This window comes from Paracoccus ravus (assembly GCF_004522175.1).
Taxonomy (GTDB): Bacteria; Pseudomonadota; Alphaproteobacteria; order Rhodobacterales; family Rhodobacteraceae; genus Paracoccus; species Paracoccus ravus.
Genome location: NZ_SDEB01000001.1, coordinates 252692 through 269445, shown reverse-complemented (window position 1 = coordinate 269445; position 16754 = coordinate 252692). Strand labels below are relative to the sequence as shown.

Genomic DNA, 16754 nt, shown 5'->3' with positions numbered 1-16754 from the left:
GTGCGCAACCCCGCCATGCTGCAAATGCGAATGTTCGTTTTTACGCTTAGCGTAGGGTAAACGAAAATAAATGTTGACGGAAGCGTGAGGCCGGGTGCAGCCTCGTCTCTGGAGTTGGGAGGCTTCGTCAGGGGGAGGGCATCGGTGTCGATGCAGGCGGAAGCGGTCAGCGATCTGTTCATTATCGGCGGCGGCATCAACGGCTGCGGCATTGCCCGTGACGCGGTCGGGCGCGGCCTGTCGGTGACATTGGCCGAGATGGGCGATCTGGCTCAGGCAACGTCTTCGGCCTCGACCAAGCTGTTCCATGGCGGGCTGCGCTATCTGGAATTCTTCGAATTCCGGCTGGTCCGAGAGGCGCTGGATGAGCGCGAGACCCTGCTCTCCGCGATGCCCCATATCAGCTGGCCGATGCGTTTCGTGCTGCCCTATTCGCCCCAGATGCGCTTTGAATCCGATACGCCCACTTCGCGCCTGCTGGGCTTCGCGATGCCCTGGATGCGCGGACGCAGGCCAGCATGGCTGATCCGGCTGGGGCTGTTTCTCTATGACAATCTGGGCGGTCGGAAGGTGCTGCCGGGCACCCGGCGGCTCGATCTTGCAAGCGACCCGGCCGGGCGCGCGCTCAAGCCGGGCTTCCGGCTGGGCTGGGAATATTCCGATTGCTGGGTTCAGGATGCCCGTCTGGTCGTGTTGAACGCCCGCGACGCCGAGGCGCGCGGCGCGCGCATCATGACGCGCAGCCGCGTCATCCATGCCGAGCGGGTCGATGACATGTGGCGCGTCACCACCGAGGGACCCGAGGGGCAGCGCAGCCACAAGGCCCGCGCCTTGGTCAATGCCTCGGGTCCCTGGGTCGAGGATGTGATTCGCAATGTCACACACATCCCCACGACCGAGGGCGTCAGGCTGGTGCGCGGCAGTCATATCGTGGTGCCGAAAATTTACGATCACGACCGTTGCTATTTCTTTCAGGGAACCGATGGGCGGATCATCTTTGCCATCCCCTATGAGCAGGATTTCACGCTGATCGGCACGACCGACATGGATCACAAGGGGCCTGCGGGCGAGGCGCGCTGCTCGGACGAGGAACGCGACTATCTCTGCGCCTTTGCCAGCCGCTATTTCGCGCTGCCGGTGACGCCGGATCAGGTGGTCTGGACCTATTCCGGCGTCCGTCCGCTCTACAATGACGGCGCGAAATCCGCGACGGCGGCGACGCGCGACTATGTGCTGAGCCTGAACGAAGAGGGCGCGCCGCTGCTCAATGTCTTTGGCGGCAAGATCACCACCTATCGGCGGCTCGCGGAAAGCGCGCTGGGAAAGCTTGCGCCGCATTTCCCGCATTCAGGGGGCGCATGGACGGCGGGCGTGCCCTTGCCGGGGGGCGATTTCCCCGTCGATGGGGTGGTCGATCTGACCGCCCGCATCGCTGCGCGATATCCCTTCCTGACCGGCCCCGAGGTCCAGCGCCTGCTGCGCACGCACGGGACCGAAATCTTCGAGATCTTTGGCAATGCCGCGACCCGCGCGGATCTCGGCCATGATTTCGGGGCGGGCCTGTCCGAGGCCGAGGTCAGGTGGTTCCTGAGCCGGGAATATGCCCGCACGCCGGACGATATCCTGTGGCGGCGCAGCAAGCTGGGTCTGAAGATGACCCGCGAACAGATCGACGGGCTGGCCGAATGGCTGGCCCACCGCGCCGCCGACGCGGCCGAATGAAGGAGAGGCAATGGTTCTGGAACTGCAATCAGTGTCACGGATGGTCGAGGGACGGGTTCACATCCACCCGACCAGCCTGACATTGCAGAATGGCACGATGAATGTGCTGCTGGGCCCGACGCTTTCAGGCAAGACCAGCCTGATGCGGCTGATGGCGGGTCTGGATGCGCCGACCACGGGCCGCATCCTCTGGCATGGCGAGGATGTGACCGGCAGGCGCGTGCAGGATCGGGGCGTCGCCATGGTCTATCAGCAATTCATCAACTATCCTGGTCTTTCGGTTTACGAAAACATCGCCTCGCCCCTGCGCATTCTTGGCCGCCCCAAGGATGAGGTTGACCGCAAGGTTCGCGAGACTGCCGAGATGCTGCATCTGACGCCGATGTTGGCCCGCAAGCCTCTGGAACTGTCGGGCGGCCAACAGCAGCGATGCGCCTTGGCCCGTGCTCTGGTCAAAGGGGCGGGCCTTGTGTTGCTCGATGAGCCGCTGGCGAACCTCGATTACAAGCTGCGCGAGGAACTCCGCGTCGAGATCCCGCGAATCTTCGAGGCCTCGGGCGCGATCTTTGTCTATGCCACCACCGAGCCCGAGGAAGCTTTGCTTCTGGGCGGCAATACCGCAACCCTGTGGGAGGGGCGCGTGACCCAATTCGGCCCGACGCCCCGCGTCTACCGCCAGCCGGTCGATGCGACCACGGCGCGGGTTTTCAGCGATCCGCCGATGAATTTCACCTCGGCCCTTAAGCAAGGCGCGAGGCTGGCATTCGGGCAGGACGTGACCGCCCCGGCTGAGGGCAATTTCGCCGTCGCTGACGGTGCCTATATGGCCGGATTCCGCGCGAACCATTTGTCGCTGCACCGCCCCGCCACTTCCGCGCTGGACCTGCGCTGCAAGGTCATCGTGACCGAGATCACCGGCGCGCAAAGCTTCGTCCATGTCAGCCATGGCGAGGATCGCTGGATCGCTTTGGTCGAGGGCGTGCAGGTACTGGAGCCGGGGCAGGAGGTCTCGCTGTGGCTCGAGCCGCGCCACATCTATCTGTTCGATGCCGAGGGGCGGCTGGCTGCCCCCGCATCCTATGCTGAAGCGGCATGAGGGGGGATCATGGCACGGATCACGCTTGAAAACCTCGCCCATAGCTATAGCGCCCATCCCAAGTCGGATGCCGATTACGCGCTGAAGGAAATGACCCATGTCTGGCAGGATGGCGGCGCCTATGCGCTGCTTGGTTCCTCAGGCTGCGGCAAGACCACGCTTTTGAACATCATCTCGGGGCTCTTGCGCCCCAGTCAGGGCCGCATCCTGTTCGGTGACCACGACGTGACCGACGCGCCGACGACCGAGCGCAATATCGCGCAGGTTTTCCAGTTCCCGGTCGTCTATGACACAATGACAGTGCGCGAGAACCTTGCCTTCCCGTTGCGGAACCGGGGCATGGATGCCGCCTATATCGCGTCACGTGTCGACCAGATCGCCCGCATGATCGGGATGGAGGCGATGCTGTCGCGCAAGGCCCAAGGGCTGACGGCGGACGCCAAGCAAAAGATCAGCCTTGGCCGCGGCATGGTGCGCGAGGACGTGAACGCGATCCTCTTCGATGAGCCGCTGACCGTCATCGACCCGCATATGAAATGGGAACTGCGCACCCAGTTGAAGCAGTTGCACCGCCAATTCGGCCATACGATGATCTATGTGACCCATGATCAGACCGAGGCGCTGACCTTCGCAGACAAAGTCGTCGTCATGTATGACGGTCGCGTCGTGCAGATGGGCACACCCGAAGAACTGTTCGAAACCCCGGCGCATACATTCGTCGGCTATTTCATCGGCTCGCCGGGGATGAATTTCATCGACGCCAAGATCGAGGGCAGCCGCGCCCTGCTGCCCGGTGGCGAGGTGGTCGATCTGGGTGCAAATTACGGCACGGTGGCGGGCAAGACCCGCATCGGCATCCGCCCCGAACATGCGGTTCTGTCGGATCACGGTCTACCTGTTAGGGTTCGCCGGGTTGAGGATGTCGGCCGTCACCGCATCCTGCGCGCCGAACTCTCCGGCGCGGGTTTCAATATCGTCCTGCCCGAAGATGCGCCTCCGCCCGGTCCCGCGCCGCGCGTGAGCTTCCTGCCGGGCAAGGTGGGCGTCTATGCCGATGATTGGCGCGTCGCCCCGCAAAGTCTGGAAAGGGCCGCCTGATGCAGAAGATCCAGAACAATAGGGCGTGGTTTCTGGTCCTGCCGGTCTTGGTGCTGGTGGCCTTCTCGGCGGTGATCCCGCTGATGACGGTGGTGAACTACGCCTTCAACGACACCTTCGGGAATAATGAATTCTTCTGGGCGGGCCTCGAATGGTTCGATGAAATGATCCATTCCGACCGCCTTCACGCGGCGCTTGGACGGCAGGCTTTGTTCTCGGCGATCATCCTCGCGATCGAGGTGCCGCTGGGAATCTTCGTCGCGCTGAACATGCCGAAGAAGGGCTTCTGGTCCAGCCTCGTGCTGGTCCTAATGGCGCTGCCCTTGCTGATCCCCTTCAACGTTGTCGGCACGATCTGGCAGATCTTCGGCCGCGTCGATATCGGCCTTTTGGGCCATACGCTTGAGGCCATCGGGCTGGACTACAATTACGTCAACGACCCCATCGACGCTTGGGCGACGGTCATCGTGATGGATGTCTGGCACTGGACCTCGCTGGTGGCGCTGCTTTGCTATGCGGGCCTGCAATCCATTCCGCAGGCTTACTACCAAGCCGCGAAAATCGACCAAGCCAGCCGCTGGGCCGTCTTCCGCTATATCGAATTGCCGAAGATGAAGGGCGTGCTGCTGATCGCGGTCCTGCTGCGCTTCATGGACAGTTTCATGATCTATACAGAACCCTTCGTCGTCACCGGCGGCGGCCCGGGCAATGCCACGACCTTCCTGTCTATCGACCTAGTGAAAATGGCGGTGGGGCAGTTCGATCTTGGCCCGGCAGCGGCCTTCAGCCTGATGTATTTCCTTGTCATCATGCTGGTTTCATGGGTTTTCTACACAGTGATGAGCAATATGGACAAGGCGGAGGCCGGGCAATGAAATCGCGTAGCTCTGCCATTGTCATGGTGCTTTACCTGCTGTTTCTGATGATCCCAATCTACTGGCTCGTGAACATGAGCCTGAAGACCAATGCCGAGATCACCGGCACGTTCAGCCTGTTTCCGAACAACCTGACCTTCCGGAACTATCAGGTCATCCTGACCGATCCGAGCTGGTATATGGGCTATGTCAACTCGATCATCTATGTGGTGATGAACACGGTGATCTCGATCACCGTGGCGCTGCCTGCGGCCTATGCGTTCAGCCGCTACAGCTTCATCGGGGATAAGCACCTGTTCTTCTGGCTTCTGTCGAACCGGATGGCGCCGCCTGCTGTCTTCGCGCTGCCCTTCTTCCAGCTTTACTCGTCCATCGGCCTCTTCGACACGCATATAGCGGTGGCCTTGGCGCATTGCCTCTTCAACGTGCCGCTGGCGGTCTGGATCTTGGAAGGCTTCATGCGCGGCGTCCCCAAGGAGATCGACGAGACTGCCTATATCGACGGCTATTCCTTCCCGCGCTTCTTCGTGAAGATCTTCATGCCGCTGATCGCATCGGGCATCGGGGTCGCCGCCTTCTTCTGCTTCATGTTCTCATGGGTCGAGTTGCTGCTGTCGCGCACCCTGACCTCGGTCAACGCGAAGCCGATTGCCGCGACGATGACCCGCACGGTTTCGGCCTCGGGGATGGATTGGGGCGTCTTGGCGGCGGCAGGGGTGCTGACCATCCTGCCCGGTGCGCTCGTGATCTGGTTTGTCCGCAATTACATCGCCAAGGGCTTCGCCCTGGGGAGGGTCTGATGGCCGATGTCGCAATTCCCCTGCATCGTCGCGGCAGCTGGAGGGTGGTCTATCTGACGGCCTTGGGTCTGCTGGGCGCTGTGCTGGCCCTCCTGCTTTGGGCCACGCCCAGCAAGGATGGGGCCAAGGCGTGGACCGCGCCGATGATCCCCGGCGGCTGGATGGCCTGGACCTTTCCGGTCGCGCTGTTCTTCTGGGTGATCGCGAGCCTTCTGGTGCTGTTCACCATCCTCGCCATTCGTTTCCCCGAAACGCCCCGTCGCGGCATCCTGCGGATCGAGACGACGCGCGGGGACCGGTTGTTCATCTCGCTGCTCGGCTCGGCCTTCATCTGCCTCGGCTGGCTCTTTTTCTTCGGCCCGCCGGTCTGGGGCGGGCTGGCTTTTGCCCTTGCCTATGCCGCGGCGGTGTTCCGCTGGGTTTGAAATACCGCGAGGGTCAGGCCCCTCGCGGAATAATGGACGTCTCATCAGGGAGGAAAACATGAGACCGACCAAGACGACCACGGCCATCGCGCTTGCGCTGATGGTCATGGGGGGAGCCCCGGCCTGGGCAGATATCGAGGCCGCCAAGAAGTTCCTGGATGCCGAGATCGGGGACCTGTCGTCCCTGTCCCGCGCGGATCAGGAAGCCGAGATGCAATGGTTCATCGACGCCGCGAAGCCGCTGGCGGGGATGGAGATCAAGGTCGTCTCGGAAACCATCACCACGCATGAATATGAATCCAAGGTGCTGGCCCCGGCTTTCACCGCCATCACCGGGATCAAGATCACCCATGACCTGATCGGTGAGGGCGATGTCATCGAGAAGCTGCAGACCCAGATGCAGTCGGGCGAGAACATCTATGACGCCTATGTCAACGACTCGGACCTGATCGGCACGCATTGGCGCTATCAGCAGGCCCGCTCGCTGACCAAATGGATGGCCGAAGAGGGCAAGGATGTCACCAATCCGGGCCTCGATCTGGCCGATTTCATCGGTACCAGCTTCACGACTGCGCCGGATGGAGAGCTTTACCAACTGCCCGACCAGCAATTCGCGAACCTCTACTGGTTCCGCTATGACTGGTTCAACGATCAGAAAACCAAGGACGATTTCAAAGCCAAATATGGCTATGATCTGGGCGTTCCGGTGAACTGGTCGGCCTATGAGGACATTGCCGAATTCTTCACCGGCCGCGACATGTCCTATATCGAGGGCGGCCCGGCCAAGGCCTGGGGCAACATGGACTATGGCAAGAAGGACCCCAGCCTTGGCTGGCGCTATACCGACGCATGGATGTCCATGGCCGGCATGGGCGACAAGGGCGAGCCGAACGGCCTTCCGGTCGATGAATGGGGCGTCCGGGTAGATGAGAACTCGCGTCCGGTTGGCTCCTGCGTGGCGCGTGGCGGTGCGACGAACGACGCGGCTGCGGTCTATGCCGTGACCAAGGCGATCGACTGGCTGCAGAAATACACCCCGCCGGAAGCCCAAGGCATGACTTTCGGCGAGGCAGGCCCGGTTCCAGCACGGGGCGATATCGCGCAGCAGATGTTCTGGTACACTGCCTTTACCGCCGACATGGTCAAGGAAGGCACCGCCGTGGTGAATGCCGACGGCACGCCGAAATGGCGCATGGCCCCCAGCCCGCATGGCGCCTATTGGTCGGAAGGGACCAAGATCGGCTATCAGGACGTGGGCAGCTGGACGCTGATGAAATCGACGCCCGTGGATCGCGCACAGGCCGCCTGGCTTTACGCGCAATTCGTGACCTCGAAGACGGTCGATGTGAAGAAATCCCATGTCGGGCTGACCTTCATCCGCGAGTCGACGATCCAGGACAAGTCCTTCACCGAACGCGCGCCCAAGCTTGGCGGTCTGGTCGAGTTCTATCGCTCGCCCGCCCGCGTGCAATGGTCGCCGACCGGCACCAACATCCCGGACTATCCGAAGATGGCGCAGCTGTGGTGGCAGAGCATCGGCGACGCCATGTCGGGTGCCAAGACCCCTCAAGAGGCGCTGGACTCGCTTTGCGCGGAACAGGAACGCGTGCTTGAGCGCCTGGAACGCGCCGGGGTGCAGGGCGATCTGGGTCCGAAGATGAACGAGGAAAAGGACCCGAAAGAATGGCTCGACGCGCCCGGCGCACCGGTCGCCAAGCTGGAAAACGAAAAGCCCAAGGGCGAAACCGTTTCCTATGACGAGCTGATCAAGTCCTGGCAGTAATGCCAATCAGGGGGCGGGGCTGCGTGCCTCGCCCCTTTTCCATTTCTCGGCCCCGGATGAGCCATGACCCATATCCTCGCCATTGATCAGGGGACGACATCGTCCCGTGCGATCCTGTTTGACGCCTCGCTGAAGGTCATCGCCTCGGCGCAGGACGAATTCCGTCAGCATTTTCCCGCTTCGGGCTGGGTCGAACATGACCCCGGCGACCTTTGGGCCAGCGTCGCGGCGACCGCGCGGGCGGCGATCGAGCGGGCAGGGGTCGGCGCAAGCAGCATCGCGGCCATCGGCATCACCAATCAGCGTGAGACGACTCTGCTTTGGGACCGCGCGACGGGCCGCGCGCTGCATAACGCGATCGTCTGGCAGGACCGCCGCACCGCCGATATGTGCGAGCGCCTGAAATCCGAGGGGCATGAGGCGATGATTTCCGCCCGGACCGGGCTGCTTCTCGACCCCTATTTCTCGGGAACGAAACTGGCTTGGCTTCTGGACAATGTCGAAGGTGCCCGCGCGCGGGCCGAGGCGGGCGAACTGGCCTTCGGCACCGTCGACAGTTGGCTGATCTGGAACCTGACCGGTTGCCGCGTTCACGCGACTGACGCCACCAACGCGGCGCGGACGCTGCTTTACAATATCGCTGAGAACCGCTGGGACGAAGAAATCTGCGCGCTGCTGAATATCCCTATGCAACTGCTGCCCGAGGTGCGCGACTGCGCTGCGGATTATGGCATGACCCGCGCCGATCTGTTTGGGCATGAGATCCCGATCCTTGGCGTCGCGGGCGACCAGCAGGCCGCGACCGTGGGGCAGGCTTGCTTCCAGCCCGGCATGATGAAATCGACCTATGGCACGGGTTGCTTCGCGCTGCTGAACACCGGCAGTCAGATGGTGCCGTCCAAGAACCGTTTGCTGACCACCATCGCCTATCGGCTGAATGGGCAGACGACCTATGCGCTGGAGGGCTCGATCTTCATCGCGGGCGCGGTGGTGCAATGGCTGCGCGATGGGCTGAAGATCATCCGCACTGCCTCGGAGACCCAGCCACTCGCGCAAAAGGCCGATCCCTCGCAGGAGGTCATGATGGTTCCGGCCTTTACCGGGCTCGGCGCGCCCTATTGGCGGCCCGATTGCCGCGGCGCGATTTTTGGTCTGACGCGGAATTCCGGTCCCGCCGAATTCGCCCGCGCCGCGCTGGAAAGCGTGGGCTACCAGACCCGCGACCTGCTGGAAGCGATGCGGGCCGATTGGGGCTCGGCGGGCGATGCGGTGCTGCGTGTCGATGGCGGCATGACGGCCAGCGATTGGTCGATGCAATTCCTTGCCGATATTCTGGGCGCGCCCGTGGATCGGCCCAAGGTGACCGAGACTACGGCGCTTGGCGCGGCATATCTGGCGGGGCTGCAGGCGGGGCTTTGCCCGACGCCCGACCAGATCGCCAGGCAATGGGCGCTGGATCGTCGCTTCGAGCCGAAGATGGATGACAGCCTGCGGCAGGCAAAGTATGCCCGCTGGCGAAAGGCCGTCGCGGCCACGATGGAGGCTGCATGAATTCCTTTGGTTTCGCCCTGCCGGGCCGTGTGATTTTCGGACGGGGCGAGGCGCAAAAGGCTCCGGCATTGATCCGGGCTTACGGGACGCGCGGGATCGTGGTGCATGGCGCCGATGCCCGGCGGGCCGCGTGGCTGGTCGAGGCTCTGCGCGCCGAAGGGGCCGAGGTCCTGACGCTTGCCTGCGGGTCGGAGCCGACGCTGCCCATGCTGGAGGACACGCTGGCACAAGCGAAAGGATTCCGCGCCGATTGGGTCGCGGGCTTGGGCGGTGGTGCGGCGCTTGATCTCGGCAAGGCATTGGCCGGGCTGATCCCCGCGCCGGGCGGGATCATGGACCATCTCGAAGTGGTGGGTCGCGGCTTGACGCTGGCCGCTGCGCCCTTGCCTTATATCGCTTTGCCGACGACGGCGGGAACGGGGGCCGAGGCCACGCGCAATGCCGTGATCGGGCTGCCTGATCATGGCCGCAAAGTCTCGATCCGGGATGAGCGGATGCTGCCGCGCGTCGCCATCGTAGATCCGGCGCTGACGGATGGTTGCCCGCGCAAGGTGACGCTGGCCTCGGGTCTGGATGCGCTGGCGCAGGTGATCGAGCCTTATATTTCCTCGAAGGCCACGCCCTTCACCGATGCTTTGGTGCGCCCGGTGATCGCGCCGGGTCTGCGTGCTTTGGCGCGGCTGATGCAGGCCGAGGATGCCGATGCCCGCGACAAGCTGGCCTGGACCAGCCTTTGCGGCGGGATCGCGCTTGCGAACGGCGGGCTTGGCGCGGTGCATGGGCTGGCGGGCGTGATCGGGGGCGTGACCCCGGCGTCGCATGGCGCGATCTGCGGCGTGCTGCTGGGGCCGGTGCTGGCCATGAACCGCGGGTTGGTGGCCGACACCGCGCGGATCGACGAGGTCTGCGCCGTCATCGCCGATGTTCTGGGCGGCGTGCCGGCTGATGCACCCGCCACATTGTCGGATTGGGCGCGGGAATGCGGCTTGCTAGGATTGCAGGCTCAGGGGCTCGCGCCCGCGCGCCATGCCGAGGTGGCTCGTGCCTCGCTGGCGAGTTCCTCGATGAAGGGCAATCCGGTCGCGCCGCAGCTTTCCGACCTTCAGGCGGTTTTGGCTGCCGCCGGCTGATCCGGCGCAGCTTCGCAGTGGAGCATGCCGGGGAAAGGTGCTAGGCGCTCGTCCCGACAGCACGGCTATGATCCGGCTCTTCTCTGCGCGGCCCCTGCGCAGTGCACGGCCGGTGCAGCGAAGGAGAAGGCCCGCATGAGCGCAGAATTGATTGACGGCAAGGCGTTTTCGGCCCGTATCCGCGGCGAGGTCGCGGCGGGCGTGGCGCAGCTGAAAGAGCAGGGCATCACGCCCGGCTTGGCGGTCGTGCTGGTCGGCGAGGATCCGGCCTCCGAGGTCTATGTCCGCAACAAGGGCATCCAGACCCGCGAGGCGGGGATGAATTCCTGGGAACACAAGCTGCCCGCCGAAACATCGCAGGACGCCCTGATAGCCAAGGTCGCCGAGCTGAATGCGGATCCTTTGGTGCATGGCATCCTGGTGCAATTGCCGCTGCCGAAACATCTCGATGCCGAGGCGGTGATCAATGCGATCGAACCGGCCAAGGATGTCGACGGGTTTCATATCCTGAATGTGGGCCTGCTCGGCACCGGGCAGAAGGCGATGGTGCCCTGCACGCCCTTGGGTTGCCTGATGATGCTGCGCGACCGGCTGGGGGATCTTTCCGGGTTGAACGCTGTCGTGGTCGGGCGCAGCAATATTGTCGGCAAGCCGATGGCGCAGCTTTTGCTGGGCGAAAGCTGCACGGTGACCATCGCGCATAGCCGGACCAAGGATCTGGCCGAGATTTGTCGCCGCGCAGATATCCTCGTCGCCGCCGTCGGCAGGCCGCGGATGATTCCGGGCGACTGGATCAAGCCGGGCGCCACGGTCATTGATGTGGGCATCAATCGCATCGCGCAGGATGGCAGGACCCGCCTTGTCGGCGATGTCGATTTCGACAGCGCCAAGGAGGTCGCGGGCGCGATCACCCCGGTGCCGGGCGGGGTCGGGCCGATGACCATCGCTTGCCTTCTGGCCAACACGCTGACCGCCTGCTGCCGCGCCAATGGCTTGCCCGAGCCGCAGGGCCTGACCGCCTGAGCCGCGGCGCGATCCGGGGGTTCTGCCCCCGGCACAAGGGATAGTTTCATACCAAAGAAGAGGGGCCCGATGCCCCGGACAGCGGAGATCCTGATGACGAAATATTGCCTGACCGTCACCTGCCCCTCGACGCGCGGGATCGTGGCGGCGATCTCGACCTACCTTGCCGCCAAGGGTTGCAACATCACCGATTCGAGCCAGTTCGACGATGTCGAGACCGGGCGCTTCTTCATGCGGGTGAGTTTCGTCTCGGAGCAGGGCGCGAGCCTTGACGATCTGACGGCGGGGCTCGACGCGGCGGCGGCGGATTTCGGCATGACCTATGCCTTCCATGACGAGGCCGAGAAGATGAAGGTCGTCATCATGGTCAGCCGCTTCGGCCATTGCCTGAACGACCTGCTCTATCGCTGGCGGATCGGGGCCTTGCCGATCGAGATCGTGGCGGTGATCTCGAACCACATGGATTACCAGAAGGTCGTGGTGAACCACGATATTCCCTATTACTGCATCAAGGTCACGCGCGAGAACAAGCCGCAGGCCGAGGCGCAGTTGATGCAGGTGGTCGAGGATTCGGGCGCAGAACTGATCGTGCTGGCGCGCTATATGCAGGTGCTGTCCGATGAGCTGTGCCGCAAGATGTCGGGGCGGATCATCAATATCCACCATTCCTTCCTGCCCTCGTTCAAGGGCGCGAATCCCTATAAGCAGGCCTATGAGCGCGGCGTGAAGCTGATCGGGGCGACCTCGCATTACGTCACCGCCGATCTCGACGAAGGCCCGATCATCGAGCAGGACACGATCCGCGTCACCCATGCGCAATCGCCCGAGGATTATGTGAGCCTTGGCCGCGATGTCGAAAGCCAGGTTCTGGCGCGCGCAATCCATGCCCATATCCATCGCCGCGCCTTCCTCAATGGCAACAAGACCGTGGTCTTCCCGGCCTCGCCCGGTTCTTATGCCAGCGAGCGCATGGGCTGAGGCGCTCGCAAGGTGGGGGCTGGCGTGCGACGGGGGAAAGGCGGTAAGGCTCGGGGCAATGCCGCCCTGTCCCAGCCGGAACCCAGCATGAGCATCCATCTTTATCAGAACGACCTGCCCGACGATCTGGAGCTTGGCCCCGTCGTCGCCATCGATACCGAGACCATGGGGCTCGACATGCGGCGGGACCGGCTTTGTCTGGTGCAGCTGTCCTCGGGCGACGGTTCGGCGCATCTGGTCCGCATTGAACGCGGCCAGCGCGCGGCCCCCAATCTGGCCCGGCTGCTGGCCGATCCGGGCGTGGTGAAGCTTTTCCATTACGGGCGTTTCGATATTGCCGCGCTGGAAGCCGCATTCGGCGTCGTGACCGCGCCGGTCTGGTGCACCAAGATCGCCTCGAAGCTGATCCGCACCTATACCGACCGCCACGGGCTGAAATATCTGCTCAGCGAACTGGTCGGGGTCGATATCTCGAAGCAACAGCAGACCAGCGACTGGGGTGCCGAGGTGCTGAGCGACGCGCAGATGGAATATGCCGCTTCTGACGTGCTGCACCTGCACCGCCTCAAGGCCGAACTTGAGAAGCGCCTGATCCGCGAGGGGCGCATGGCGCTCGCGCAATCCTGCTTCGACTTCCTGCCCGCCCGCGCCCATCTGGATCTGATGGGTTGGGGGGATGAAAACGACATCTTCCGTCACTAGGTTCAGAACATGAGTGCATATCTAGATACCGCCCGCCGGGTGATCCGCGCCGAGGCCGAGGGCATGGCCGCCTTGTCTGACGGGCTGGGGAATGAATTCGACCGCGCCATCGAGCTGATCTTGGCGGCGCGCGGGCGGGTGATCGTCTCGGGCATGGGAAAATCGGGCCATGTCGGGCGCAAGATCGCGGCCACGCTGGCCTCGACCGGAACGCCCGCGCAATTCGTCCATCCCGGCGAGGCGAGCCATGGCGATCTGGGCATGGTCACCGAAAGCGACGTGGCGCTGGTCCTGTCGAATAGTGGCGAAACCCCGGAACTGGCCGATCTCATCGCCCATACGCGGCGGTTCAGCATCCCCCTGATCGGGGTCGCAAGCCGCCCCGAATCGACCCTGCTGCGGCAATCCGACGTGGCGCTGGTCCTGCCTGCCGCGCCCGAGGCCTGCGGTTCGGGGATCGTGCCGACCACCTCGACCACCATGACCATGGCGCTTGGCGACGCGCTGGCCGTCGCCCTGATGGAGCATCGCAAGTTCACCCCCGAGCATTTCCGTACTTTCCATCCCGGCGGGAAACTGGGGGCAAAGCTGTCGCGCGTCGGCGATATGATGCATCGCGACATCCCTCTGGTCGAGGAACTGTCCCCGATGTCCGAGGCGCTGCTGGTCATCAGCCAGAAGGGCTTTGGTGTCACCGGCGTCACCGATGTCGATGGTCGGCTGACCGGGATCATCACCGATGGCGACCTGCGGCGGCACATGGACGGGCTCTTGTCGCACAAGGCGCATGAGGTGATGACCCGCGCGCCGCGCTCGATTTCGCCCGAAAGCCTTGCCGAGCAGGCTCTGGCCGAAATGCAGGCGCGCAAGATCACCAGCCTGTTCGTCTTGTCCGAAGAGCGGCCGGTCGGGTTGCTGCATATCCACGATTTCCTGCGCAGCGGGATGGTCTGACCTCATGCTGCGGTCGCGCATCGTCGCCTGGCTGCGCGTGATCCTGCCTCTGACGGCGCTGGCCCTCTTGTCGGTGCTGTTCCTGCTCGGGCGCAAGCCCGAGACCACCCCGGCCATTCCCTATGCCACCGTCGATCCGCAGGATCTGGCCGAGCGTCAGGCAGTCACGGCCCCGCGCTATAGCGGGGTGACGAGCAATGGCGCGCAACTGACCATCGTCGCGGCCGAGGGCGAGCCGGGAACAGGCCCGGATCAGGGCCGGATGCGCGATATCCGGGTGACCCTGCGCGCCAAGGACGGGCGGGCCGCCGATCTGAGCGCCGGGACCGCCGCTTTGGATGACCAGTCCATGTCCCTGACCGAGGGCGCGCGCATGACCACGGCGGATGGCTGGATCGTGACCGCGCCTGAATTCCATGCGGCTCTGCTCGAGGGCAGGCTCACGGCCGATCGCGAGGTCAATGTGTTGGCCCCTTTCGGACGGATGACCGCCGGTGGGATGGAGTTGAGGCCCAAGGCGCCAGGCGATCCCGATCACGTTCTTGATTTGACGGGCGGAGTCCGGTTGATATATCGCCCATGATCCGCCCGACCCTGACCTTGCGGCAGGACCGGCCCCAGTCGCCCGGCAGAAAGGACGCATGATGATCCGGCAAGCAGTGCTGCCCTTTGCCCTGGCCTTGGCCCTGGCCCATGCGGCTATCGCCCAGACGACCGGTTTCGGTAATGCGCAGGACGTCAAGGCACCCGTCGAGGTCACCGCCGATTCGCTGCAGGTGGATCAGGCGACCGGTCTGGCAGTCTTTTCCGGCAATGTCCTGATCGGGCAGGGCGCGATGCGGCTTTCGGCCGACCGGGTCGAGGTGACCTATGCCTCGGGCGATGCCCGCCGGATCAGCGCGCTGCAGGCCACGGGCAATGTCACGCTGGTCAGCGGGCAGGACGCGGCCGAGGCGCAGAGCGCGGATTACGATGTCAATTCGGGAAATGTCGTGCTTCGGGGCGATGTGCTGCTGACCCAGGGCCAGAATGTATTGGCCGGCGAGACGGTCACCGTGAACCTTGCCACCGGCACGGCCAATGCCTCGGGCCGGGTGCGCAGCGTGTTGCAGCCAGGAGGAAACTGATGTCCTCGTCACAGCTTGCGACCGGGCTGCGGGTGCGCGGTCTGCGCAAATCCTATCGCGCGCGGCCGGTGATCCGGGATGTCGAGCTGATGCTGGACCGAGGCGAGGTGGTGGCGCTGCTTGGCCCGAACGGCTCGGGCAAGACGACCACGTTCTACTGCGTTGCCGGGCTGGTCTCGCCCGATGCCGGACAGGTGCTGATCGACGGGCAGGACGCGACGGCGCTGCCGATGTATCGCCGTGCTCAGATGGGGATCGGATACCTGCCGCAGGAAATGTCGATCTTTCGCGGACTGACGGTCGAGCAGAATATCAACTCGGTTCTGGAACTGGTCTGCCGCGATGTGCATCACCGCCGCGAGCGGCTGGAAACGCTGCTCGGAGAGTTTTCCATCGAACACCTGCGCAATGCCTCGGCCATGGCGCTTTCGGGCGGCGAGCGCCGGCGGGTCGAGATCGCGCGCTGCCTTGCCTCGAACCCGTCCTATCTGCTGCTCGACGAGCCCTTTGCCGGGGTCGATCCGATTGCCGTGGGTGAGATTCGCGGCCTTGTCCATGATCTGAAGAGCCGGGGAATCGGTGTGCTGATCACCGATCACAATGTGCGCGAGACGCTCGAAATCGTCGATCGCGCCTATATCCTGCATGACGGCCATGTTCTGAAATCGGGAACCACCTCCGAGATCGTGGACGATCCGCAGGTCCGCCGCGTCTATCTTGGCGAATCCTTCCGGATGAACTGAGGGGCATGTCGCCTGCGACATCGCGAGCCCGTTGACAGTTCGGGGGCACTGTCACCAAATGATCATATGGCGGGTGCGACAGAACCTGCCAGCAACCCGGACGGCACAGCCGCGCGGGCGGTGTGCAGCAAGGCCGGGCAACCGAAAGGACGGACCATCATGCGCTATCAGATCAGCGGAAAACAGATCGACGTCGGGGATGCACTCACGACGCATGTGAAAACCGAGCTGGGCGGAGTCATGGAGAAATATTCGCAAAGACCGACCGACGCGACCGTCATCTTTTCCCGTAATGCGCATGAAATGATCTGCGATGCCGTGGTACATCTGTCGACCGGGCTGAATGTGCAGGCCAAGGGCGCATCGACCGAGATCTATGCCGCATTCGAGCAGTGCAAGGAGCGCATGGACAAGCAGCTGCGCCGCTACAAGCGCCGCCTGAAGGATCACCACAAGGACCGGGTTGAGCCAGTTGCCTTCGAGCAGGCCGGCATGTATGTGCTGGCCGCTGATGAGGACGACGAGGAATCACCGGAGAACGGCCTGCAGCCCGTCATCATCGCGGAAATGGAAACGCGCGTTCCCACGCTTTCGGTCGGCGAGGCCGTGATGCAGATGGAACTGGCCGGCTCACCGCTTCTGGTGTTCCGCAACGAGAAACATGGGGGCGTCAATGTGGTCCACCGTCGCGACGACGGCAACGTGGGCTGGATCGACCCCCGCAATCTGGTCTAGACTGAGCGACAG

General features: G+C 63.7%; 17 protein-coding genes. All 17 read left to right on the top strand.

The annotated features are described in order from the left end of the window. Window positions 1–150 precede the first annotated feature (150 nt). Window positions 151–1722 carry a glycerol-3-phosphate dehydrogenase gene (glpD, locus tag ESZ60_RS01430; protein ID WP_134678705.1) on the top strand — a complete coding sequence of 524 codons (1572 nt, stop codon included), beginning with the start codon at window positions 151–153 and terminating at the stop codon, window positions 1720–1722. Between the two features lie 10 nt (window positions 1723–1732). Continuing rightward, the gene (locus ESZ60_RS01425) at window positions 1733–2818 is read left to right on the top strand and encodes an ABC transporter ATP-binding protein (protein ID WP_134678615.1); all 1086 of its coding nucleotides are present in this window, start codon (window positions 1733–1735) and stop codon (window positions 2816–2818) included. 9 nt (window positions 2819–2827) lie between these two features. Then, window positions 2828–3916, top strand: a complete 1089-nt coding sequence (locus ESZ60_RS01420; RefSeq protein WP_134678614.1) for an ABC transporter ATP-binding protein — start codon at window positions 2828–2830, stop codon at window positions 3914–3916. Then, window positions 3916–4791 carry a carbohydrate ABC transporter permease gene (locus ESZ60_RS01415; RefSeq protein ID WP_134678613.1) on the top strand — a complete coding sequence of 292 codons (876 nt, stop codon included), beginning with the start codon at window positions 3916–3918 and terminating at the stop codon, window positions 4789–4791. The genes ESZ60_RS01420 and ESZ60_RS01415 overlap by 1 nt, the downstream gene beginning before the upstream one ends. After that, entirely contained in the window at window positions 4788–5591 is an 804-nt protein-coding gene (locus ESZ60_RS01410) for a carbohydrate ABC transporter permease (RefSeq protein ID WP_134678612.1), read from the top strand. Before ESZ60_RS01415 ends, ESZ60_RS01410 begins: the two co-directional genes overlap by 4 nt. Beyond that, window positions 5591–6016 carry a DUF2160 domain-containing protein gene (locus ESZ60_RS01405; protein WP_245155543.1) on the top strand — a complete coding sequence of 142 codons (426 nt, stop codon included), beginning with the start codon at window positions 5591–5593 and terminating at the stop codon, window positions 6014–6016. The genes ESZ60_RS01410 and ESZ60_RS01405 overlap by 1 nt, the downstream gene beginning before the upstream one ends. A 58-nt stretch (window positions 6017–6074) precedes the next feature. Further along, window positions 6075–7799 (top strand): ABC transporter substrate-binding protein, encoded by a 1725-nt coding sequence (locus ESZ60_RS01400; RefSeq protein ID WP_134678611.1) that lies wholly within the window; start codon window positions 6075–6077, stop codon window positions 7797–7799. Window positions 7800–7862: 63 nt separating this feature from the next. Further along, the gene (gene glpK / locus ESZ60_RS01395) at window positions 7863–9350 is read left to right on the top strand and encodes a glycerol kinase GlpK (RefSeq protein WP_134678610.1); all 1488 of its coding nucleotides are present in this window, start codon (window positions 7863–7865) and stop codon (window positions 9348–9350) included. Continuing rightward, window positions 9347–10480, top strand: coding sequence for an iron-containing alcohol dehydrogenase (locus tag ESZ60_RS01390; protein ID WP_134678609.1), 1134 nt, complete (start codon window positions 9347–9349; stop codon window positions 10478–10480). The genes glpK and ESZ60_RS01390 overlap by 4 nt, the downstream gene beginning before the upstream one ends. Window positions 10481–10615: 135 nt before the next feature. Beyond that, window positions 10616–11503 carry a bifunctional methylenetetrahydrofolate dehydrogenase/methenyltetrahydrofolate cyclohydrolase FolD gene (folD, locus tag ESZ60_RS01385; protein WP_134678608.1) on the top strand — a complete coding sequence of 296 codons (888 nt, stop codon included), beginning with the start codon at window positions 10616–10618 and terminating at the stop codon, window positions 11501–11503. A gap of 93 nt (window positions 11504–11596) precedes the next feature. Further along, on the top strand, window positions 11597–12481 hold the full coding sequence (gene purU / locus ESZ60_RS01380) for a formyltetrahydrofolate deformylase (RefSeq protein WP_134678703.1): 885 nt from the start codon (window positions 11597–11599) through the stop codon (window positions 12479–12481). An 87-nt stretch (window positions 12482–12568) separates the two neighbouring features. Then, the gene (locus ESZ60_RS01375) at window positions 12569–13183 is read left to right on the top strand and encodes a ribonuclease D (protein WP_134678607.1); all 615 of its coding nucleotides are present in this window, start codon (window positions 12569–12571) and stop codon (window positions 13181–13183) included. A gap of 9 nt (window positions 13184–13192) precedes the next feature. After that, window positions 13193–14137 carry a KpsF/GutQ family sugar-phosphate isomerase gene (locus ESZ60_RS01370; protein WP_134678606.1) on the top strand — a complete coding sequence of 315 codons (945 nt, stop codon included), beginning with the start codon at window positions 13193–13195 and terminating at the stop codon, window positions 14135–14137. Window positions 14138–14141: 4 nt separating this feature from the next. Beyond that, window positions 14142–14720, top strand: coding sequence for an LPS export ABC transporter periplasmic protein LptC (locus ESZ60_RS01365; protein WP_134678605.1), 579 nt, complete (start codon window positions 14142–14144; stop codon window positions 14718–14720). Between the two features lie 61 nt (window positions 14721–14781). Further along, a complete protein-coding gene (gene lptA, locus ESZ60_RS01360) occupies window positions 14782–15264 on the top strand; it encodes a lipopolysaccharide transport periplasmic protein LptA (protein ID WP_134678702.1) in 483 nt (160 codons plus the stop codon). After that, window positions 15264–16007: an LPS export ABC transporter ATP-binding protein gene (gene lptB / locus ESZ60_RS01355; protein ID WP_134678604.1), complete on the top strand. Its 744-nt coding sequence runs from the start codon at window positions 15264–15266 to the stop codon at window positions 16005–16007. Before lptA ends, lptB begins: the two co-directional genes overlap by 1 nt. Before the next feature lie 159 nt (window positions 16008–16166). Next, on the top strand, window positions 16167–16742 hold the full coding sequence (gene hpf / locus ESZ60_RS01350) for a ribosome hibernation-promoting factor, HPF/YfiA family (protein ID WP_134678701.1): 576 nt from the start codon (window positions 16167–16169) through the stop codon (window positions 16740–16742). Window positions 16743–16754 lie beyond the last annotated feature (12 nt).

Coding starts and splice junctions, on each gene's coding strand:
- glpD (WP_134678705.1), top strand. CDS start 151: ATGCAGGCGGAAGCGGTCAGCGATCTGTTCATTATCGGCGGCGGCATC.
- ESZ60_RS01365 (WP_134678605.1), top strand. CDS start 14,142: ATGCTGCGGTCGCGCATCGTCGCCTGGCTGCGCGTGATCCTGCCTCTG.
- folD (WP_134678608.1), top strand. CDS start 10,616: ATGAGCGCAGAATTGATTGACGGCAAGGCGTTTTCGGCCCGTATCCGC.
- lptA (WP_134678702.1), top strand. CDS start 14,782: ATGATCCGGCAAGCAGTGCTGCCCTTTGCCCTGGCCTTGGCCCTGGCC.
- ESZ60_RS01400 (WP_134678611.1), top strand. CDS start 6,075: ATGAGACCGACCAAGACGACCACGGCCATCGCGCTTGCGCTGATGGTC.
- purU (WP_134678703.1), top strand. CDS start 11,597: ATGACGAAATATTGCCTGACCGTCACCTGCCCCTCGACGCGCGGGATC.
- ESZ60_RS01425 (WP_134678615.1), top strand. CDS start 1,733: ATGGTTCTGGAACTGCAATCAGTGTCACGGATGGTCGAGGGACGGGTT.
- ESZ60_RS01420 (WP_134678614.1), top strand. CDS start 2,828: ATGGCACGGATCACGCTTGAAAACCTCGCCCATAGCTATAGCGCCCAT.
- ESZ60_RS01410 (WP_134678612.1), top strand. CDS start 4,788: ATGAAATCGCGTAGCTCTGCCATTGTCATGGTGCTTTACCTGCTGTTT.
- hpf (WP_134678701.1), top strand. CDS start 16,167: ATGCGCTATCAGATCAGCGGAAAACAGATCGACGTCGGGGATGCACTC.
- ESZ60_RS01405 (WP_245155543.1), top strand. CDS start 5,591: ATGGCCGATGTCGCAATTCCCCTGCATCGTCGCGGCAGCTGGAGGGTG.
- ESZ60_RS01415 (WP_134678613.1), top strand. CDS start 3,916: ATGCAGAAGATCCAGAACAATAGGGCGTGGTTTCTGGTCCTGCCGGTC.
- glpK (WP_134678610.1), top strand. CDS start 7,863: ATGACCCATATCCTCGCCATTGATCAGGGGACGACATCGTCCCGTGCG.
- ESZ60_RS01375 (WP_134678607.1), top strand. CDS start 12,569: ATGAGCATCCATCTTTATCAGAACGACCTGCCCGACGATCTGGAGCTT.
- ESZ60_RS01370 (WP_134678606.1), top strand. CDS start 13,193: ATGAGTGCATATCTAGATACCGCCCGCCGGGTGATCCGCGCCGAGGCC.
- ESZ60_RS01390 (WP_134678609.1), top strand. CDS start 9,347: ATGAATTCCTTTGGTTTCGCCCTGCCGGGCCGTGTGATTTTCGGACGG.
- lptB (WP_134678604.1), top strand. CDS start 15,264: ATGTCCTCGTCACAGCTTGCGACCGGGCTGCGGGTGCGCGGTCTGCGC.